Source organism: Lacinutrix algicola, from assembly GCF_001418085.1.
Taxonomy (GTDB): domain Bacteria; phylum Bacteroidota; class Bacteroidia; order Flavobacteriales; family Flavobacteriaceae; genus Lacinutrix; species Lacinutrix algicola.
Genome location: NZ_LIQH01000044.1, coordinates 1 through 20,588, shown reverse-complemented (window position 1 = coordinate 20,588; position 20,588 = coordinate 1). Strand labels below are relative to the sequence as shown.

General features: G+C 31.3%; 20 protein-coding genes. 18 read left to right on the top strand and 2 right to left on the bottom strand.

Annotation, left to right across the window (positions count from 1 at the left end):
* The 16 genes from ASC41_RS15890 to ASC41_RS16860 all read left to right on the top strand — a co-directional run bounded on the left by ASC41_RS15890 (position 1) and on the right by ASC41_RS16860 (position 15,832).
* Positions 1-414: a hypothetical protein gene (locus ASC41_RS15890; protein ID WP_055437647.1), complete on the top strand. Its 414-nt coding sequence runs from the start codon at positions 1-3 to the stop codon at positions 412-414.
* Between the two features lie 881 nt (positions 415-1,295).
* Positions 1,296-1,544, top strand: coding sequence for a hypothetical protein (locus ASC41_RS15885; RefSeq protein ID WP_152971499.1), 249 nt, complete (start codon positions 1,296-1,298; stop codon positions 1,542-1,544).
* Between the two features lie 1,443 nt (positions 1,545-2,987).
* Positions 2,988-3,509: a hypothetical protein gene (locus ASC41_RS17035; protein WP_193786903.1), complete on the top strand. Its 522-nt coding sequence runs from the start codon at positions 2,988-2,990 to the stop codon at positions 3,507-3,509.
* A gap of 50 nt (positions 3,510-3,559) precedes the next feature.
* Positions 3,560-3,802, top strand: coding sequence for a hypothetical protein (locus tag ASC41_RS15875; protein ID WP_055437645.1), 243 nt, complete (start codon positions 3,560-3,562; stop codon positions 3,800-3,802).
* 484 nt (positions 3,803-4,286) lie between these two features.
* A complete protein-coding gene (locus tag ASC41_RS15870; RefSeq protein ID WP_055437644.1) occupies positions 4,287-5,141 on the top strand; it encodes a hypothetical protein in 855 nt (284 codons plus the stop codon).
* 498 nt (positions 5,142-5,639) lie between these two features.
* Positions 5,640-6,143, top strand: a complete 504-nt coding sequence (locus ASC41_RS15865) for a hypothetical protein (protein ID WP_055437643.1) — start codon at positions 5,640-5,642, stop codon at positions 6,141-6,143.
* 226 nt (positions 6,144-6,369) lie between these two features.
* A complete protein-coding gene (locus tag ASC41_RS15860; protein ID WP_055437642.1) occupies positions 6,370-7,341 on the top strand; it encodes a hypothetical protein in 972 nt (323 codons plus the stop codon).
* A 231-nt stretch (positions 7,342-7,572) separates the two neighbouring features.
* Positions 7,573-8,100 (top strand): hypothetical protein, encoded by a 528-nt coding sequence (locus tag ASC41_RS15855; RefSeq protein ID WP_055437641.1) that lies wholly within the window; start codon positions 7,573-7,575, stop codon positions 8,098-8,100.
* Between the two features lie 189 nt (positions 8,101-8,289).
* Complete coding sequence (locus ASC41_RS15850) at positions 8,290-8,661, top strand: transposase (RefSeq protein ID WP_055434618.1); 372 nt, start codon at positions 8,290-8,292, stop codon at positions 8,659-8,661.
* A gap of 35 nt (positions 8,662-8,696) precedes the next feature.
* Entirely contained in the window at positions 8,697-9,512 is an 816-nt protein-coding gene (locus ASC41_RS15845; protein ID WP_160318803.1) for an IS3 family transposase, read from the top strand.
* 919 nt (positions 9,513-10,431) lie between these two features.
* Positions 10,432-11,688, top strand: coding sequence for an FRG domain-containing protein (locus ASC41_RS15840; protein WP_055437640.1), 1,257 nt, complete (start codon positions 10,432-10,434; stop codon positions 11,686-11,688).
* A 775-nt stretch (positions 11,689-12,463) separates the two neighbouring features.
* Positions 12,464-13,120 (top strand): type II CAAX endopeptidase family protein, encoded by a 657-nt coding sequence (locus ASC41_RS15835; RefSeq protein ID WP_055437639.1) that lies wholly within the window; start codon positions 12,464-12,466, stop codon positions 13,118-13,120.
* A gap of 790 nt (positions 13,121-13,910) precedes the next feature.
* On the top strand, positions 13,911-14,426 hold the full coding sequence (locus tag ASC41_RS15825; protein ID WP_152971498.1) for a hypothetical protein: 516 nt from the start codon (positions 13,911-13,913) through the stop codon (positions 14,424-14,426).
* Between the two features lie 183 nt (positions 14,427-14,609).
* Positions 14,610-14,966, top strand: coding sequence for a transposase (locus ASC41_RS15820; protein ID WP_083477103.1), 357 nt, complete (start codon positions 14,610-14,612; stop codon positions 14,964-14,966).
* Positions 14,967-15,252: 286 nt separating this feature from the next.
* Positions 15,253-15,525, top strand: a complete 273-nt coding sequence (locus ASC41_RS16865; RefSeq protein WP_055437636.1) for a DDE-type integrase/transposase/recombinase — start codon at positions 15,253-15,255, stop codon at positions 15,523-15,525.
* Positions 15,512-15,832, top strand: a complete 321-nt coding sequence (locus ASC41_RS16860) for an integrase core domain-containing protein (RefSeq protein ID WP_152971497.1) — start codon at positions 15,512-15,514, stop codon at positions 15,830-15,832. The genes ASC41_RS16865 and ASC41_RS16860 overlap by 14 nt, the downstream gene beginning before the upstream one ends.
* A 320-nt stretch (positions 15,833-16,152) precedes the next feature.
* Here the strand turns inward: ASC41_RS16860 and ASC41_RS15805 are convergent, their stop codons facing one another.
* Positions 16,153-16,455, bottom strand: a complete 303-nt coding sequence (locus ASC41_RS15805; protein WP_055437634.1) for a hypothetical protein — start codon at positions 16,453-16,455, stop codon at positions 16,153-16,155.
* Positions 16,456-16,659: 204 nt separating this feature from the next.
* Positions 16,660-17,202 (bottom strand): peptide-methionine (S)-S-oxide reductase MsrA, encoded by a 543-nt coding sequence (msrA, locus tag ASC41_RS15800; protein WP_055437633.1) that lies wholly within the window; start codon positions 17,200-17,202, stop codon positions 16,660-16,662.
* A gap of 187 nt (positions 17,203-17,389) precedes the next feature.
* Here msrA and ASC41_RS15795 point away from each other — a divergent pair, with 187 nt between their 5' ends.
* On the top strand, positions 17,390-19,828 hold the full coding sequence (locus ASC41_RS15795; RefSeq protein ID WP_055437632.1) for a DUF5916 domain-containing protein: 2,439 nt from the start codon (positions 17,390-17,392) through the stop codon (positions 19,826-19,828).
* Between the two features lie 59 nt (positions 19,829-19,887).
* A complete protein-coding gene (locus tag ASC41_RS15790) occupies positions 19,888-20,550 on the top strand; it encodes an ABC transporter ATP-binding protein (protein WP_055437631.1) in 663 nt (220 codons plus the stop codon).
* Positions 20,551-20,588: the final 38 nt, after the last annotated feature.

Genomic DNA, 20,588 nt, shown 5'->3' with positions numbered 1-20,588 from the left:
ATGGAACTAGAGAATTTAGATATGGAAACATTATCAGATATGTACCTCGGATTGAGTGATAATCTGGAATTAAAAATCGCATTGGAAGCAGAATTACAATCTCGAATAGGAAATAATACTAGGTATTCAAGAGAACATTTAGTACAAAATTCATTTATGAATAGAGGAGCTCTAGGAATTCATTTTATTCCAACAACAGATTCCTATAATAATTATGGATATAACATTACAGTAACCGTTAGTGAAAATGAAGAATTAGAAGGCTTAGTACAAAATGCACTTTCTACACCTCAAATTAACACCTATGGTAATATCAGATTAAGAAACTTAGTTCAAGGTAATTTGACACAAGAACAAGTAGATGCTTTAGAAAATGAAGGGATAGATATATCTCATATTTCACATATAATATAACTACTGCCAACACCGTATATAATTTATTGCTAGTTCTAGCCTACTTACGAAAATCCTTGCGGATTTTCTATTCGGTTTTTATTTGCTAAATTAGGTGCTGAAACACGCAACAAACCATATACAAACACGTTGCCGTCCATTGCTCACTCGGCTCAAAAAACAATAATTCACTCAAAAGTCGATTAAAGTAAATAACGGTTTCCGATCCAATAATTGCGCAATCTTTGCGTACGACTGACCTCACTCCCACGCAATCTTTGTTAAACGGATTTACCAAGCTTTGCGCAACTCTTAAGCCGATAAAATAATTCCTGTAACGTACGGCAACATTGTATAAAAATTATGCTTATTTTAGTCCTGAATCAACGGATTATGCATTTTTACTAACTTCTGATTTTCCTTCGGAAAATCCTCGCAAGCAAAAACGCACAATCCTTATACGTAACCGTTAGCAGTCATTTCTCACTCTGCTCAAAAAAAAATAATTAGATCACTCTAAAGTTGTTTAAAATAGAAATGCAAAGGTTTAAATTACTCAATATTATGAGTAAAAATTCGGATTTACCCAAAACGCAACTGTTGCTTCGGACAAACCTCACTCCTATCTAAATATTATAAAACGGATTTACAAAGCAGTTCGTAACTGTTGTGTCGGATTTATGCTCTGTTCGGCTAACTGTTTGTAAAACTAAAAAATAACGACTGCTAACATTGTATAAAAATAATGCTTAATTTAGTCCCTAAACAATGGAAGTGCTTCTTTTGCTAGCTTCTGATTTTCCTGCGGAAAATCCCAGCAAGCAAAAACGCACAATCCTTATACTTAACCGTTGCCATTCATTGCGGAACGCACTCTAAATGGAAATCAGGAATTAAAAAGAATGAAAATAGAGAAAGAAAAATATTTAATTTATTCAATTGTTCTTTTAATACTTGGATGGCTATATTTTTTCTCAATAAGTTACTTGAATCATATTGACTTTTGGGAACAATTCAAAGGCGGAATATTCATTCTAGCTCCAAGAAGCGGAAAATATGAGACAATTTGGTTTAAATTAATTGCTATAGGGTTTGGTTCGCTTAGTCTATACTTTAGTTACAAAAGTAAACCACCTATTAAAAAAAATTAAAACTATATTAATTTCAATATCATTATTATTAATAATTATGAGCATTGTTGCTTTTCCGAGTTTAATATTCGAATATTTAATTTGAAACTGAACTGTGTGCGGAATTTAGCAAGTTGCGGAATTGCTCACTCAATCTATATTGAAAAATATTACGGAATAAAACGCTGACTGAATTTACTCAAACGCTGAAAAGTGGAAAACAGAATTTAGTATGATAATTTGAACTCTGAAAAAACAACGAAATGGCAACAACGTATAAAATTAATTGCTATTTTAGGCTAAACTTAAAGGTCGTTGCGTGTTTGTTACATCTGATTTTCCTGCGGAAAATCCTCGCAAGCAAACAACGCAACTAATCTTATACAATCACGTTGCCGTCCATTGCTCACTCGACTCTAAAAAACGATAATTCACTCAAAAGTCGATTAAAGTAAATAACGGTTTCCGATCCAATAATTGCGCAATCTTTGTGTACGACTGACCTCACTCCCACGCAATCTTTGTTAAACGGATTTACCAAGCTTTGCGCAACTCTTAAGCCGATAAAATAATTCCTGTAACGTACGGCAACATTGTATAAAAATTATGCTTATTTTAGTCCTGAATCAACGGATTATGCATTTTTACTAACTTCTGATTTTCCTTCGGAAAATCCTCGCAAGCAAAAACGCACAATCCTTATACGTAACCGTTGCCGTCCATTGCTCACTCGGCTCAAAAAACGGTAATTCACTCAAAATCTATTAAAGTAAATAACGGTTTCCGATACATTAATTGTGCAATCTTTGCGTACGACTGACCTCACTACTACGCAATCTTTATTAAACCGATTTACCAAGCATTGCGCAACTGTTGAGCCGATAAAATAAAATGGATTCCAATTTATTAATTACGCAATCTTTAATAATCCGATTTACAAAGCATTTCGCAACTCTTAAGCCGATAAAATAATTCCTGTAACGTACGGCAACATTGTATAAAAATAATGCTTAATTTAGGGCTTAAACAATGGAAGTGCTTCTTTTGCTAGCTTCTGATTTTCCTTCGGAAAATCCCAGCAAACAAAAACGCACTATCCTTATACATAAACGTTGCCGTCCATTGCTTACTCGGCTCAAAAAACGGTAATTCACTCAAAAGTCGATTAAAGTAAATAACGGTTTCCGATCCATTAATTGCGCAATCTTTGCGTACGACTGACCTCACTCACACGCAATCTTTGTTAAACGGATTTACTAAGCTTTGCGCAACTCTTAAGTAGATAAAATAATTCCTGTAACGTACGGCAACATTGTATAAAAATAATGCTTAATTTAGTACCTAAACAATGGAAGCGCTTCTTTTGCTAGCTTCTGATTTTCCTGCGGAAAATCCCAGCAAGCAAAAGCGCACAATCCTTATACCTAACCGTTGGCAACAAGCTAAAAAACCACGAATACGAAATTGAGAGATAAGAATCGAATACCGAAAATATTAAATGAACTTGAACGAATTTGGAAAGCTAATCCTGATTTTAGATTAGGTCAATTAATTGTTGCTGGAGCGATTCCAAAAGAACCTTGTCCAGAAGTGTTTTATATTGAAGACGAAAAATTATTGAAAGGATTATTGAATTTCGAAAACAGAGCCGATTTAAAAACTCAAGAACTGAAAAGTATTCCTGATTGGGAAAAATATCCTAATGTTTCCAGAATTGACCATAAAGAACTAGCCACAGAATTAGTATCGAAATTAATAAACGCTCTTAAAAAATCTGACAAAAGAATAGTTATTACGCCAATAAATTTAATGAAATTGAATGGAGCACCTGTTTCTGACCAAACTTGGTTGCTAAGTCAAAAACCGAGAATTAAAGTATTGAAAAAAATATTAAGCGAATTAGGAGAAAGTGGAATACTAACTGAACGAAAATCTAAACAAGGTTTTTTAGGAATTAAAGAAATTGGATACGATATTGTTGAATAAAAACCAATTGCCAATAACGTTCGGCAGTCATCTATAAATGAAAATCTGAAATGTCAAAAAAATCAAAACCTATTGTTCTTTCAATTCCAGAAATGGAAAAAAAGAGAACAAAGGAACTATTGGGTTATTTGAAAAGACTTCATAAATGTGAAGAATCATTTGAATTGTCTGACTTAACTGAAAATCCAGATTTAACTGACGAGTCTAAGGTTTACTTTAAACAAACTGAAAAATGGAAAACTGGATATAGGAATGTCAAGTCCATTTTGAAGAATAGAGAAAACATTAAATGAAAAGCCAGTTGCCAACACCGTATATAATTTATTGCTTGCTTCTCGCCTACTTACGAAAGTCCTCGCGGACTTTCTTGGTCGGTAATTATTTATTAAATTAGTTGCTTGAAACACGCAACAAACCATATACAACAACGTTGCCGTCCATTGCTTACTCGGCTCAAAAAACGGTAATTCACTCAAAAGTCGATTAAAGTAAATAACGGTTTCCGATCCATTAATTGCGCAATCTTTGCGTACGACTGACCTCACTCACACGCAATCTTTGTTAAACGGATTTACTAAGCTTTGCGCAACTCTTAAGTAGATAAAATAATTCCTGTAACGTACGGCAACATTGTATAAAAATAATGCTTAATTTAGTACCTAAACAATGGAAGCGCTTCTTTTGCTAGCTTCTGATTTTCCTGCGGAAAATCCCAGCAAGCAAAAGCGCACAATCCTTATACCTAACCGTTGTATGTAATTAACCCAGAATCAACCTATGAAGAAAAATCATGCTTTATTGTTCTTTCTTATAATACTTCAATCTTGTCAATCTGGTCTATTAATTGATAACAAACAAATTATTGATAAAATCGACAAACTGAATTTTAGCAAAACAATATTTCAAGTTTCTGTAGACGAAAACGAAAATATAATTGACACTCTTTCGATTGAGAAAATCAAAATGGGTAAAAATGATATTGTGCTTTATAAGTTAAAAGAATATAGAAATAAATATGGTACTTCAAAACAGTCATATTTTAGAAGTAATGAGGATTTGTTTTATCAAGCAACTGATTTTGGGTTTAGTGATTGGAGAACAGAATACCAAACGTTTGTGAATAAAGACAAAGTAATTGATAAGGCTCAAATGATAAATATTGAATCTGAAAAAAGTGATACAATTTTCATGAAATATAATTATTCTTACGATAGTGAAGGCAAAAAAGAAACGCTATCAATTACTTCTTTATCTGATTCTATTGGTTCTTTGAGCTTTGTAAAATATAACGATAACGAAAAAACTGAATTCAAATATCGAATTATCGACAATGATACTATTGAGAAAAGCAGAATGAAATATCTTAACAGAAAGATTACGGAATCAACTCATGAATATAAAGAACCATTTATGTTAGATGTTTATGATTATAGTATCAACGAAGATGTCAAATCTAAAAAAACTTTTAAGAAAATAAAAGATAGTTTAATAAATTCTGTAGAATATATTTACGAATATAATAGTTCGGGAAATCTTGAAAAAATTATAATTAACGACATTGAAAACGATACAATTATGATATGGAAATATATAACTACATACAACAACGTGTATAAAAAATTGCTACATTAGTGCTTAAATAATGGTCGTTGCACTTTTGTTACGTCTGATTTTCCTTCGGAAAATCCTCGCTCACAAAAACGCAACTTTCCATACACAAAACCGTTAGCTGTAATTAAAAACCAATCTGAACTTAAATAAATTGAACAAAATAAAAACAGCTTTAAAGATATTTATAGGAACAATTATTGTTTTCGTCTCAATAATCGCGTTTGTCAATATTATAAATGATGATTTATATGGTAGATTAATTCAAACAAAAGACATTTCATCAAAAATTTATAATGAAAAGCCAAATATAACTTTAATCATTAAAAATATTTAGTTGAGGAAAATTCGGTTGAGGCAACATTAGCTGTAACTTATAATCACAGTTCTATATTTAAAAAAAGTGAGAGTGATTCTATAAATTTAGTAGCAATATATTCAGATAGTTATTACTACAATCCAAGCGGAATAATTTTCAAATCTACGTTTAAGGATAATGTAAACAAACAAGATTATGGATATATGAATTCAGGATTTGAATCAAATACTTTTACAATACCTGTTGCACCAACGATAAATGGGTTTCCTTTTGATGATTTTCAAATAAGACACAATATTTCTCTTTTTATTAATAATAAATATTCTGAATTTAATTTAAAAGTTCAAAAAAGGATTCCAGGAAGATTACTAACATTTGAAAAAGGGAATAAACGAAATATCATTTTAACACGTTCAACTACAGAGAAAGCAACAATTGTTATTAGTTCCATTATTTTCTTATTTTTAACTTCTTTATTACTCTATGGATTTATTAAAACACCTAATGGGTTTAATACTGTAGAGGAACTAATAAGTATTGCAGGATATTTAATTGCAATCGCTGGATTTAGAGAAATAATAGGAGTTTCCAGAATAAATGGAACTGGAACTCTTGAAATTATAGTTATACTTATTCCTTTAATTTTACTATTTATTGGAATGATATATTCATTTAATAAAGGAAGGAAAAAAGATAACTACAGCTAACACCGTGTAAAATTAATTGCTGGTTTTAGCCAACTTACGAAAGTCTTTTCAGACTTTCTTGGTTAGTGTTTTATTTACTAAATTCACTACTTAAAACACGCAACTAATCTTACATACAAACGTTAGCAATAATTAGAACAACACTTGCTCTACTCAAAAGCTTAGTACAAAAATTAACCTCTTGAATAATATGAAATTATTAACAACCATTTAAAAGTTAAATATTATGGAAAAAAAAATTGATTACACAAAAGCAGACGCAACACATATTGATTTCCCTGTAACAAACAGAGAAGAACATTTTGATTGGTGGTACTTTGATGCACATTTTGATAACGGAGATCACTTTGTAGTAATGTATTCTCTTAACGATACTAGGTTAAACCCAAGACAACCGTCTGTTAGATTAAATATATATCCACACGGACAACCAGAAATTAGTAAGATAAAACTATATAAAGAGGAGGATGTGACCACTAGTTATGAAAAGTGTGATGTTACACTTGGTAAAGAGTATTGTAAAGATTGTGGCGATCATTATGAGCTTTATACTATGATTGATGGGTATGGTGCTAAATTAAAATTAAAGAAAAAGAATCATCCATTTACAACAGAAGGATATCCAGTGCCAATGCATTGGACAGTAGCTGTTCCATCTGGACCAATAGAAGGAGAGCTATATAAAGGAGGAAAAGCGATTAAAGTTAAAGGTATTGGATATCATGACCATAACTGGGGAGATAAAAGATTAGCAGGTGTATTTAAAAATTGGTATTGGGGAAAAATCCATACTGAAGACATCTCAGTTGATTATTCAATGATGATAGGTTTAAATGGCGATATCGCTACATCAGGAGCAGTTGTTACAGACGAAAACAGTTTATTAATGTCACCTATTGATGCACCTGAAGGACCCAATGCATGTAAAGTAGAAGGTGTTATACATGAGACTATGACAGAAGAAACAATGGGATATACCTTTGCCAAAGACTTTACATTAAAAGGATCAAAAGGTGATTTCAGTTTTATAGCAAATATCAAACTGGAAAAGATTGTAATGATCGAAAAATCTAAAATAGATAAAGGTGAAGACGCTTATAGATACCTTGCAAAAGAAAAACTAATTGTAACTAGAAATGGTGTTACCAAAACGTATCATACAGATGGTTTACATGAAATAGTCTATTTAAATCAATAGAAGTAGATTATTATAATGAAACAATTACTATCATAATCCTCTCATGAAAAATGAAAGGATTATTTTTTTAATTTCTAGAAAAAATAAAAAAACTATTGCTAACAATGTATAAAAAAACATAGGGCTTTTGTGTAAACTCCAAAGTTCTGTGTTTATTTACAAAGTCCGCCAAACCGAAACGGAGTGCATATCAACTGCCCTACGTTCCTTATACTAAACGTTGTAAGCAATATGAGAGAAACATTCAGCATAATATTAATCTTCTTAGGAATTTCATTCTGTATTGCTCAAAACGGAGTTATTAACGGAAAAATAATTGCGGAAATTCCTAAAGAAGCCGAATTGATTGCTGAAAACACTAAAGTAATTCTTGAGATAAGCGGAATTGAAAAAAGCACAGTTCTTGACAAAAATCTGAATTTCTCATTTCGTAATCTTGAATCTGATTCAATCCGAATTAGAACTGAACCTCACTCATATTTGCGGAATACAATAATTATCGGATTTTTAAAACCAGATGACACGGTAGAATTAAAAATCCCATACTCATTGTCTTGTAAATATGACCAGTCAAAAGAAATCAAAACTTGTCCAGTATGTAAAAAAGAAGACAAAGTTATTCCGATTTCTTATGGACTTATAATCCAAAGAACAAAAAAAGGAGAAGAGAAAAAAGAAAAAGAATATAAATCTGGTGGATGTATGACAACAGGTTGCGACCCAAATTGGTATTGTAAAAGAGATGAAATTAACTTCTGATAAAATACTGCTTACAACACCGTATAAAAATAATTGCGGTTTAGTGCTTAATCAAAGGTCGTTGCGTGTTTGTAACGTCTGATTTTCCTGCGGAAAATCCTCGCATACAAACCCGCAACTATTCTTATACATAAACGTTGCCGTCCATTGTGACCCGTCCTGAAATAAGGCTACATAATTTTAAACATTATGTATAGAAATGACAAAGTAATTAGACGTTACAGTGAACCTTTTAAATTAAAAATCTTAGCCGAACTTACAATCGGAAAACACACAAAGAGTGAACTTTGTAAACTCTACTCTATTGCACCTACAACAGTAAATGTGTGGATTAAAAAGTATAATCGTAAAGACTTAATGAACACCAGAGTAAAAGTGGAAACAAAAGACGAAATATCTAGAATTAAAGCACTTCAAAAAGAGGTTGAACAACTTAAAAAACTACTACTTAAAAAGGATCTCGATGCTATGGTCCAGGATTGTTATCTGGAAGTAGCTGCTGAAGATCTTGGCTATAAATCAGTTAATGAACTAAAAAAAAAGCTAAGTATAAAGCCTTAAGTAAAGCCAAAAAGATATCTAAGGGATTTGCTACTTTGACAACTATAACCCATTGTTTTGGACTTAAACGTAATGCTTATTACAAGCATAAAAACAGAGCTGATAAGCGTTTAAACCTAGAACTACAGATTATTAATATCGTTAGAAAAAGACGCAAATCCCTTCCTAGAGAAGGCGTGAGAAAACTTGTAAAATCATTAAATGCAGATTTTAATAAAGCCAATATTAAAGTTGGTAGAGATACTTTATTTAATGTGCTTAGAAAAAATCAAATGCTGACACTTAGAAGGAAAACCAGTGCTAGAACTACGAACTCTTATCATCGTTTTTATAAATATAATAACATCATAAAAGACTTAGAAGTTACTAGAGCTAACCAAGTTTGGGTATCTGATATCACATACATTAGAACCATAAAGGGTTTTTGCTACCTGGCTTTAATAACAGATATGCATTCCAGGAAAATAGTTGGTTATGATATTAGTGATAGCTTGGAACTTAAAGGATGTGTGAGAGCGCTAAATAAGGCCATTTATCAAGCTAAAAGCATTAAACAACTTATTCATCATTCGGACAGAGGAATACAGTATTGTAGCAATGTATACACACAAATACTCAAAAGAAAAAAGATAGATATTAGTATGACCGAAGAAAATCATTGTTACGAAAATGCAATGGCAGAACGTGTAAATGGAATTTTAAAAGATGAATTTTATTTAGACCAGACCTTTGATAACGTGAGTCACGCTAAGAGAGCTGCAAAAAATGCGATTAATTTATACAATGAAGTAAGATTACATTTATCTTTAGATTATAAAACACCTAATATGGTATATAAATTATCAGCTTAATTCAATTTTAACCTGTAGCCATATTTCAGGACAAGACATTAAAAAACATAGAGATTAAATGAGAAACATTCAGATAATTATATTTATGTTTTTCGGATTGAGTACTTACTCGCAGTCCGAAAAATATTCTGGGAATTATGAAAATAAAACTGAATAGGAAGATGGAATTGTAATTAACTATGAACTTGCATTAAATTCAGACGGAACATTTGTATTTCATTTTTACCAAGACCAAATCTGTTATACTGATGACGATAAAGCAAAAGGAAAATGGGCAACGGAAAATAAAATTATTATCTTTCAAGTAAATAAAGAAATTGATATTGACGAAACCTACAAGTTAGACTTTGATAAAACTAAAGCAAAGGTTGAAAATGGAATTTTGGAGTTTTACGATTGTGGAGTTTTTTGGATAAATAAAGTGGAATTAAAGAAAAAATAACGCATTACAACACCGTATAAAAATAATTGCGGTTTGGTGCTTAATCAAAAGGTCGTTGCGTGTTTGTAACGTCTGATTTTCCTTCGGAAAATCCTCGCATACAAACCCGCAACTATTCTTATACATCAACGTTGCCGTCCATTGCTCACTCGGCTCAAAAAAACGGTAATTCACTCAAAAGTCGATTAAAGTAATAACGGTTTCCGATACATTAATTGCGCAATCTTTGCGTACGACTGACCTCACTCCCACGCAATCTTTGTTAAACGGATTTACCAAGCATTACGCAACTCTTAAGCAGATAAAATAATTCCTGTAACGTACGGCAACATTGTATAAAAATTATGCTTAATTTAGTACTTAAACAATAGAAGTGCTTCTTTTGCTAGCTTCTGATTTTCCTTCGGAAAATCCCAGCAAGCAAAAGCGCACAATCCTTATACCTAACCGTTAGCAACAAGCTAAAATCCGAACTAAATGAAAGAAGTTGATACATCATCAAATTTGAATTCTAGAATCAAACTATTCGCTGACTGGTTGAATAATGGTGGTGTCAAAACTATTTGGTCAAATCACTTGCTAGAAGACTTAATAAAAGTCAAATTCAGAACAGATGGAACAGTAGATGAATCTACAGTAAGTTCAGTTGTAAGAGCTGCTCTCTTAGCGTACGAAGGAACACAATGGACACCACCACATTCTTCAATTGAGCTAATGACTGAATATGAAACAACTTTACAGAAAGCTCTCTTTTTTGAACAAGTAATGATTGACACTAAAGAGGATTTTGATTCTATTTACGAAGAACATAAAAATTCGGAATCAACTCTTTATCGTGGTGTAACGGAAGCAAAATGGAGAATTTACAGTTCACTTCAAAGATATTGGATAAATGAAAAGTTATATGAAAATGGTACAGACTATAAAACTTTCATAGAAAAAACTATCAGCAATGCGAAAAAACAAAATGGTGGAATTTTAGAAAAATTCTTTAAAAATAATGGAATAAGCCCAGAGAATGATATTGCAGTTTTAAGTTTTTTACAACACTATGGTTGCCCAACACCTTTAGTTGATTGGAGCAACAACTTTAAAAACGCATTATATTTTGCCACCGAAAATGTAAATGAATATAAAGACGACTCTAGAGAAATAGATAAATATTTTAGCATTTATCACATTGAGGAAAAGGATTTAATTTCAACTAGTTTAGTATCTCTCGTTGAAAAAGGAATTTCAGAAATGGAAAAACACGTAAAAGATAATGTTATCCAAAATGGACAATCTGAAGGAATAGAACAAACTGAAATGGAAAAATTCTTTGGAAGAGATAGACTAAAAATGGCAACAAAAATGCTTCACCAAAATAGCCTTATAAAATTCGTAACGAAAATAGAAAGACTGATTACGTTCCCATTGACTTATTTCTCAGATATTAATGAAGAAAATGACATACAGTTTTCACTTAATAATAGTATGAATATTATAAATCAAGAAGGAGTTTTTATTTGGAATTCAAACCCTTTTAAACCAATAGAACAAGTTGGAAACGAACAATTTGGAAATAAAGAAGATGTAATTTATAGATTTTCTAAATGCTATAACATAAACAAAAAACTAACTGACTATGTGAAAGATAAAATTAGAAAAGAGGGAATTAATTCAGAATTCATTTATCCTGACCCTAATTTAATAGCAAAAAATAGTTTTGAAGAAACAAAAGCCAGTTGCTAACACCGTATATAATTTATTGCTAGTTCTAGCTTACTTACGAAAGTCCTAGCGGACTTTCTTGGTCGGTAATTATTTACTAAATTAGTTGCTTAAAACACGCAACAAACCATATACAACAACGTTGCCGTCCATTGCTCACTCAGCTCAAAAAACAATAACTCACTCAAAAGTCGATTAAAGTAATAACGGTTTCCGATCTATTAATTGCGTAATCTTTGCGTACGACTGACCTCACTCCAACGCAATCTTTGTTAAACGGATTTACCAAGCTTTGCGCAACTCTTAAGCCGATAAAATAATTCCTGTAACGTACGGCAACATTGTATAAAAATTATGCTTATTTTAGTCCTGAATCAACGGATTATGCATTTTTACTAACTTCTGATTTTCCTACGGAAAATCCTCGCAAGCAAAAACGCACAATCCTTATACCTAACCGTTGCCGTCCATTGCTCACTCGGCTCAAAAAACGGTAGTTCACTCAAAAGTCGATTAAAGTAATAACGGTTTCCGATCCATTAATTGCGCAATCTTTGCGTACGACTGACCTCACTCCCACGCAATCTTTGTTAAACGGATTTACCAAGCTTTGCGCAACTCTTAAGCAGATAAAATAATTCCTGTAACGTACGGCAACATTGTATAAAAATAATGCTTAATTTAGTCCTTAAACAATGGAAGTACTTCTTTTGCTAGCTTCTGATTTTCCTACGGAAAATCAGAAGCTAGCAAAAACGCACAATCCTTATACATAAACGTTGGCATGCATTTGAGAATGAAATTACAAAAAGCTATTTTTCTTTCAATTTTATACTACGCTTTTTTAGTTTTAGTTGAACTTTGGATTCTTCTAATTCCTCGTGAAATGACATCTTTAGAGTTATTAAAGACTTCTCATTTAATTAACTCAGTTGCTACTTTAATCTTCCTACTATTTATATTCAAATTGATTAAGCAAACTGATTTGTTAAAATTAAAAAAAGCTGATTCAAAATATTATCTAATAGCATTAACATTAGGAATCGGATTCGTTTTCTTTCAGTCCATTCTAAATGTTATTTATCATCAAGAAACATCATCTGAATTCTTTGATTATGATTTCACTCTTGAGCGATTGATTTCAATGAATGCAATAGCTTCCATAATGATTGTTCCAGTAACTGAAGAGTTATTTTTTCGAAAATATATACTTGGAAACTTAATAGAAAACTATAAACCATTAATTGCAATAATTATATCATCTTTATTATTTGCTTTTATCCATATTCCGTTTGCTGCACTATTCTTTGAGAATTTTGATTTTAGCTTACATCAAGCTTATATCGCTCTATTTGGCGGAATTATATCTGGAGTATTATTTTATAAATCAAAGTCAATTATTCCATCAATAATATTTCATGTATTTTGGAATTTAACAAGTTTTGTTTTTTAATAAACGACATGCCAACACCGTATATAAAAAATTGCTTATTTTAGGCTAAACAAAAGGTCGTTGCACGTTTGCTACGTCTGATTTTCCTTCGGAAAATCCTCGCACGCAAACACGCAACTTTCCATATACATAAACGTTAGCGCACATTGCTCACTCGTCTCAAAAAAAATTAAATCGTTCTAAAGTGGTTTAAAAAGTAAAAATAGATTCCTATATTTCTCACTCAACCTATTTCTGACCAAAGCAAAGCGCAACTGTTGCGTACGACTGATTATTGAAACGGCAAATCGGAACGGTAAAAAAATAAATTACAAAAAACTCACTCTCGAACTTCTGACCAAAGCAAAGTGCAACTGTTGCGTGCTAATGATTTTAGGAACGCTTAATTTAAACGGTTTAATAATAACGTGCGCTAACATTGTATAAAAATAATGCTTAATTTAGTCCCGAAACTATGGAAGTGCTTCTTTTGCTAGCTTCTGATTTTCCTACGGAAAATCCCAGCAAACAAAAGCGCACAATCCTTATACGTAACCGTTGGCAATAATTTGAGAAAAACCCGAACTGAATTGAATAATTGAATGAAACAAATATTAATATTATCATTTATCGTTTTATGCTTTTGGTCAGTAATAACTTCCTTTAGAGCAATATTTCTTATTTTAACCAATAAGTTTAATGGTTCAAAATCAACTTGGATAATTATATCAATGATTGGTTTTGTCTGACCAATTTTATGGATATTTATAACTCTTTTGGGAAACAATTTTCTTTTTCTATAAACAAAAAAATGAAATCTAAAGCATTTCATAAAATTTGGTCTTTATTGAGAAAATATAAATTTTATGAACAACGTATAATGGAGAATTTAGATAATTTAGTAAAATCTCATAGTCAGCAATTAGATAAATATAGTTTTAATTTGGAAAAATATAGAGAACTTAAAGAACGAAACTATCATAAGTACGGAACTGAATCTGCTTCTCGAAACGGAAAAGATATCGAAACAAAACTATTCTTAGAAAAAGAAAATGAAATTTGGTTTTTATGGCAAGATTTAGGAGAAATTAGAACTCATCACTTTTATTCATATAACAATTTAGTTCTACCTTTATTGGAGTTAAATAGAGAAAATTCTGAATTAGCAATTACACTAGAATATGGAAAAATACTTGTTCAATGTGGATTAGAATATCGTCAATTGGAAAGTATAATTAATTCATACAATCATATTTTTAAAGATTATTATTTAGGTTACAGAAGAGACCATAAACTATTGAATAAATATCTGGAATTTATAAAATAACTGCTGGCAACACCGTATAAAATTTATTGCTGGTTTTGGCTCACTTGGGAAATTCCTTCGGAATTTCGCCGTTCGTGTTTTATTTACTAAATTCACTGCTTAAACAACGCAACAAAGCTTATACAACAACGTTACCAGCAATTATGACCCGTCCTGAAATAAGGCTACATAATTTTAAACATTATGTATAGAAATGACAAAGTAATTAGACGTTACAGTGAACCTTTTAAATTAAAAATTTTAGCCGAACTTACAATTGGGAAACACACAAAGAGTGAACTTTGTAAACTCTACTCTATTGCACCTACAACAGTTAATGTGTGGATTAAAAAGTATAATCGTAAAGACTTAATGAACACCAGAGTAAAAGTGGAAACTAAAGACGAAATATCTAGAATTAAAGCACTTCAAAAAGAGGTTGAACAACTTAAAAAACTACTACTTAAAAAGGATCTCGATGCTATGGTACAGGATTGTTATCTTGAAGTAGCTGCTGAAGATCTTGGCTATAAATCAGTTAATGAACTAAAAAAAAGCTAAGTATAAAGCCTTAATTAAAGCTAAAAAGAGATCTAAGGGATTTGCTTCTTTAACAACTATAACCCATTGTTTTGGACTTAAACGCAATGCTTATTACAAGCATAAAAATAGAGCTGATAAGCGTTTAAACCTAGAACAACAGATTATAGATATTGTTAGAAAAAGACGTAAATCCCTTCCTAGAGAAGGTGCTCGTAAACTTACCAGATCCTTAGATAAAGAGTTTGTTAAAGCTAACATTAAAGTTGGTAGAGATACACTATTTAAAGTACTTAGAAAATATAACATGCTTACACTTAGAAAGAAAACCAGTGCTAGAACTACGAACTCTTATCATCGTTTTTATAAATATAATAACATCATAAAAGACTTAGGAGTTACTATAGCTAACCAAGTTTGGGTATCTGATATCACATACATTAGAACAGTAAAAGGCTTTTGTTATCTGGCTTTAATAACAGATATGCATTCCAGAAAAATAGTCGGTTATGATCTAAGTGATAGTTTAGAGTTAAATGGATGTGTAAGAGCGCTTAAAAAGCGCTATTTATCAAGCTAAAAATATTAAACAACTTATTCATCATTCAGACAGAGGAATACAGTATTGTAGCAATGTATACACACAAATACTCAAAAGAAAAAAGATAGATATTAGTATGACAGAAGAAAATCATTGTTACGAAAACGCCATGGCTGAACGTGTAAATGGAATTTTAAAAGATGAATTTTATTTAGACCAAACCTTTGATAACGTGAGTCACGCTAAGAGAGCTGCAAAAAATGCAATTAATTTATACAATGAAGTAAGATTACATTTATCTTTAGATTATAAAACACCTAATATGGTATATAAATTATCAGCTTAATTCAATTTTAACCTGTAGCCATATTTCAGGACAAGACACACACTAAGCCTTATAAAATAAGCTAAACCAACCTAATTTACATTTACAAACAAGAAGTTATGGTGTAAAAAATTACTATGCTGAAAAGAATTTAGCATTTAAAATCTAAATTGTATTTTTTATTTCCATTTCTAATAGTACTTGAAACATTTTCATCAAGCATATGTTAAATGTATAAATATCCTGAAAAGTTTAAAAAGAAACTCCTACTAAAATAAAAACGTACAAAACAAAAAAGCACTCTTACGAGTGCTTTTTTATATTTAGAACTATAAGTAAAATTAATTTACTTCAATAATTGTTTCTTCTTCTTTTGTTTTAAAAACGTATGTATATAACCACATTAATGTAAACGTTGGTATTACGTCTAATCCTGGCATTGCTTCCTCTATAAAAGAAACAGCAGCACCTACTTTACCTGCTGTACCTTTGTAAAGTTTAGTCATTAAATAAGCCGAGGCAGGAGCCCAAACTACATCTATTACCTCTCCTATTCCTGGTATTATAAAGCTAGCATAACCTATAGCATCAAAAATGATACTAGCGGCTAATATTTTGTACTTGTTTGTGTTTTCTAAATTCATTGTGTTGTGTGTTAATACTTTTTATAAAGCAAATAGCGTTCCATTTTTTTTAGAATTTTAAAAATTTATTCTAAAACAAAAACCACTATTTAACTATAAGTAAGTCTTTTAGGTGTTTTGTTACAAAAAAAACTCAAATCATTTACTTTTTTACGCAACACAACATCGTTTTAGCTTAACATACTATTTTGAGTTTTAGGTATCTTACTTTAACTTATCGCTATAATATGTATTCAACTTTTTAAGCTTTGGGTGAATTACAAATTGACAATACGAATTTCCCGAATTACGTTCGTAATACTCATGGTGATCTGCTTCAGCATTATAAAAAACATCGAAAGCTGTAACCTCGGTTACAATTTTACTATCGAAAACATGTTCTGAATCTAAATGTGTAATAAAAGCTTCAGCTTGATGCTTTTGATCTTCAGAATGATAAAAAACTGCCGATCTATACTGTGTACCAACATCATGACCTTGCCTATTTAATGTTGTTGGATCGTGAGTTGCAAAAAAGATTTCAAGCAATTCAATATAACTAATTAGTGCTTCGTTATAAAGAATCTGTATTCCTTCGGCATGACCGGTACGTCCTGTAGTTATTTCGCGATAAGCTGGGTTTTTAATGTTACCTCCTGTAAAACCAGAAACAACCTTTTCTACACCTATTACTCTATTAAATACAGCTTCTGTACACCAAAAACATCCATTTGCGAAAGTCGCAATCTTTAAATTATTCTTTTCCATTATTTAAATTTACTTAAAAAAAGTCCATTTACTAAGGTTTTCCTTACATAAGACAGCTATTTTAACTTTAAATTAAGATAAAAAAGGGCTTGTAAAAGTAGTTTTGTCAAAAAAAACTGTAACAAACCAAAACTATTAAAGTCTTTAGACTGTATTTTACTAACTGCCTACCTTAACGACTAAACTAATGAAACTCTTTTCTCTATTAACCTTAACGCTATTATTTGCATTTCAAGTTACCGCTCAAGACAAGAAATCATACACTATTGAACGTACGGAGATTTCACCAAAAATTGATGGCATATTAAACGACGAGGCATGGAAAACGGCACAAATAGCTACAGATTTTGTAGAATTTAGACCCACAGTTGGTAAAACAATGCCTGAGAATAAGCGTACTGAAGTTAAAATGACTTACGACGATTCTGGCATTTATATTTCGGCTTATTTATACGACAATCCAGAAGACATGATGAAGCAATTTACACAGCGTGATGATTTTGGACAATCAGATTTTTTTGAAGCTATTTTTAATCCGAATAACGATGCCCAAAATAACACTGAATTTTTTGTTTTCAGCTCTGGGACTCAAGCAGACGCAACCGAAAATCCAACTAGCGGAGAAGATTTTGGGTGGAATGCTGTTTGGGAAAGCGCAGTTAAAACGGTGGAAGATGGATGGATAGTTGAAATGAAAATTCCATATAGAGCTTTACGTTTTACGCAACAAGAAAACCCAACTTGGGGAATCCAGTTTCATAGGCATTATAGAGATACACGCGAACAAGCAACTTGGAATGCGGTAGATATTACTAGTGGTGCTGGTATTGGTTATTTTAACGGAGAATTAAACGGATTAAAAAATCTAGAACCACCAACACGTTTAAGCTTTTATCCTTTCGCTTCTTTTGTAGCCGATCATTTTGATGATAAGAAAATTAATGATTTTAATGCAGGATTAGATATAAAATACGGAATTACAGAAAATTTCACATTAGATGCTACTTTAATTCCTGATTTTAGTCAAGTTGGTTTCGACGATGTACAATTAAATCTAGGACCTTTTGAGCAACAATTTTCTGAGCAAAGACAATTTTTTACAGAAGGAACTGATTTATTTACCAAAGGAAACTTATTTTACACAAGACGTATTGGTAGCGCTCCAATAGGAGATCCAACGCTAGGAATTAACGAAGAGATTAATGGCAAATTCCCTCAAAAAACTGCATTATTAAATGCCGTTAAAGTTTCCGGAAGAACAAAAAATGGTTTAGGAATTGGATTTTTTAATGCTGTTACCGAGGAAACTGATGTAGATATTTTAAATACTGTAACTGGTGAAAAACGTAGAGAAACTGTAGAACCTATTACAAACTACAATATTCTTGTGGTAGACCAACAGTTTAATAAAAACTCTTCAGTAAGTTTAATTAATACTAATGTGACAAGAAATGGTTCTGGATTTAGAGACGCTAATGTAACAGGTCTATTATTCGATCTAAAGAATAAAAAAAATACTTACGGAGCTATTGCTGAAGTAAAAATGAGTAACATTAATTTATTAGATGGTACACAAACAGGACTTAGTACACGTGCCGGTTTTGGTAAAATAAGCGGAAAATATAACTGGAGTGTTAGTCATGAATTAGCAGACAAGGATTATGATATTAATGATATGGGAATCCAATTTAAAAATAATTACAATAATTTTAGTGCCGATTTTGGCTACCAAATTTTTGAACCTACCGAGAAACATAACAACCTCAGTTTTAATGCTTGGACAAACTACAATAGCTTATACAGACCCGGCACTTTTACAGGATTCAATTTTGGAGGGCAAGTAAATGCCGTTGGAAAAAAGAGTTTAATGTCTTATGGTGGTAATTTTAATGTACAACCTGGTAAACAATTCGATTATTTTGGACCACGAGTAGATGGTCGTTATTTTATTACAGAAGATTGGCTAAATACTGGAGTTTATATATCTTCAAACTACAACAAAACTTTTGCTCTAGATATTAACCTTGGTTACGAAACCTTATTTGAAGAGGAACGAAATTATGAAAGTGTGTTTTTTAGCATAAGTCCTAGAGTAAAATTTAACGAGAATTTTATAGTTATTTATTCTTTTGATTGGGATCAAGAACTTAGAGAAAGAGGTTTTATAGATTTTATTGGTGACGATATTATTTATGGTCAACGCGACCAAATTACTATAGAAAATAGCATCTCTACAAGTTATAATTTTAATGCTATGAATAGCTTAACCTTAAGTTTTAGAAACTATTGGAGTGCTGTACAATATGAAAATGATATTTATGGATTGGGTGATAATGGAAGGCTAAATAGAGACGATAATTACACAAAAGACGATATAGACGATCCAGATGTAAACTTTAGTACTTGGAATTTAAACTTAACCTACTCTTTACAATTTGCTCCTGGAAGCTTTTTAACTGCACAATACCGTAACCGTATTTTTAATTATAGTAATGATGGTGCACAGGCATTTAATGACAGTTTAGAAGACCTATTCGACCAACCAAATGGCAACACGTTCTCTCTTAAAATGGTTTACTTTATAGATTACAGTAATTTAAAAAATGTATTTAAAAGAAAATCTTAAACCCTATAAAGTTGTACATTACTTTGTAAAGTGGTAATTTCAACTTCTTATTTTTTTATATGATTAAAGCTGAAAACATCCACAAGTATTACGACGATTTACACGTTTTAAAAGGTGTAAATGTGCACATTAAAAAAGGTGAAGTAGTTTCTATTGTTGGTTCTTCGGGAGCAGGAAAAACAACCTTATTACAAATTTTAGGAACTTTAGATACCATCTCGAAAACCGATGATTCTTCACTAATAATTAATGGTAAAAACATTAGTTCGCTTTCTGAAAAACAATTAGCAAAATTTAGGAATGAGCATATTGGTTTTATTTTTCAGTTTCATCAATTATTACCAGAATTTACAGCTATTGAAAATGTATGTATTCCTGCATTTATAAAAAAAACACCTAAAGCTGAAGCTACAAAACGTGCTAAAGAACTATTAGACTTCTTAGGTTTATCTCATAGATATAACCACAAACCAAACGAATTGTCTGGTGGAGAACAACAGCGTGTTGCGGTTGCTAGAGCATTAATTAATAACCCTAGTCTTATTTTTGCCGATGAGCCTTCGGGAAATCTGGATAGTGAAAGTGCAGAAAACCTACACAGCTTATTTTTTAAACTACGCGACGAATTTGGACAAACCTTTGTTATTGTAACTCATAACGAAGAACTGGCAGATTTAGCAGATAGAAAATTAGTGATGGTAGATGGTGTTATTAGTAATTAACAGATTAATTCAATCCTAATTTTAATATAAAAAAAAAG

Bases quoted from the DNA above. Each gene is read 5' to 3' on its own strand.
- ASC41_RS15890 (WP_055437647.1), top strand. From the start codon at position 1: ATGGAACTAGAGAATTTAGATATGGAAACATTATCAGATATGTACCTC.
- ASC41_RS15885 (WP_152971499.1), top strand. From the start codon at position 1,296: ATGAAAATAGAGAAAGAAAAATATTTAATTTATTCAATTGTTCTTTTA.
- ASC41_RS15875 (WP_055437645.1), top strand. From the start codon at position 3,560: ATGTCAAAAAAATCAAAACCTATTGTTCTTTCAATTCCAGAAATGGAA.
- ASC41_RS15870 (WP_055437644.1), top strand. From the start codon at position 4,287: ATGAAGAAAAATCATGCTTTATTGTTCTTTCTTATAATACTTCAATCT.
- ASC41_RS15865 (WP_055437643.1), top strand. From the start codon at position 5,640: ATGAATTCAGGATTTGAATCAAATACTTTTACAATACCTGTTGCACCA.
- ASC41_RS15860 (WP_055437642.1), top strand. From the start codon at position 6,370: ATGGAAAAAAAAATTGATTACACAAAAGCAGACGCAACACATATTGAT.
- ASC41_RS15855 (WP_055437641.1), top strand. From the start codon at position 7,573: ATGAGAGAAACATTCAGCATAATATTAATCTTCTTAGGAATTTCATTC.
- ASC41_RS15850 (WP_055434618.1), top strand. From the start codon at position 8,290: ATGTATAGAAATGACAAAGTAATTAGACGTTACAGTGAACCTTTTAAA.
- ASC41_RS15840 (WP_055437640.1), top strand. From the start codon at position 10,432: ATGAAAGAAGTTGATACATCATCAAATTTGAATTCTAGAATCAAACTA.
- ASC41_RS15835 (WP_055437639.1), top strand. From the start codon at position 12,464: ATGAAATTACAAAAAGCTATTTTTCTTTCAATTTTATACTACGCTTTT.
- ASC41_RS15825 (WP_152971498.1), top strand. From the start codon at position 13,911: ATGAAATCTAAAGCATTTCATAAAATTTGGTCTTTATTGAGAAAATAT.
- ASC41_RS15820 (WP_083477103.1), top strand. From the start codon at position 14,610: ATGTATAGAAATGACAAAGTAATTAGACGTTACAGTGAACCTTTTAAA.
- ASC41_RS16865 (WP_055437636.1), top strand. From the start codon at position 15,253: ATGCTTACACTTAGAAAGAAAACCAGTGCTAGAACTACGAACTCTTAT.
- ASC41_RS15805 (WP_055437634.1), bottom strand. From the start codon at position 16,455: ATGAATTTAGAAAACACAAACAAGTACAAAATATTAGCCGCTAGTATC.
- msrA (WP_055437633.1), bottom strand. From the start codon at position 17,202: ATGGAAAAGAATAATTTAAAGATTGCGACTTTCGCAAATGGATGTTTT.
- ASC41_RS15795 (WP_055437632.1), top strand. From the start codon at position 17,390: ATGAAACTCTTTTCTCTATTAACCTTAACGCTATTATTTGCATTTCAA.
- ASC41_RS15790 (WP_055437631.1), top strand. From the start codon at position 19,888: ATGATTAAAGCTGAAAACATCCACAAGTATTACGACGATTTACACGTT.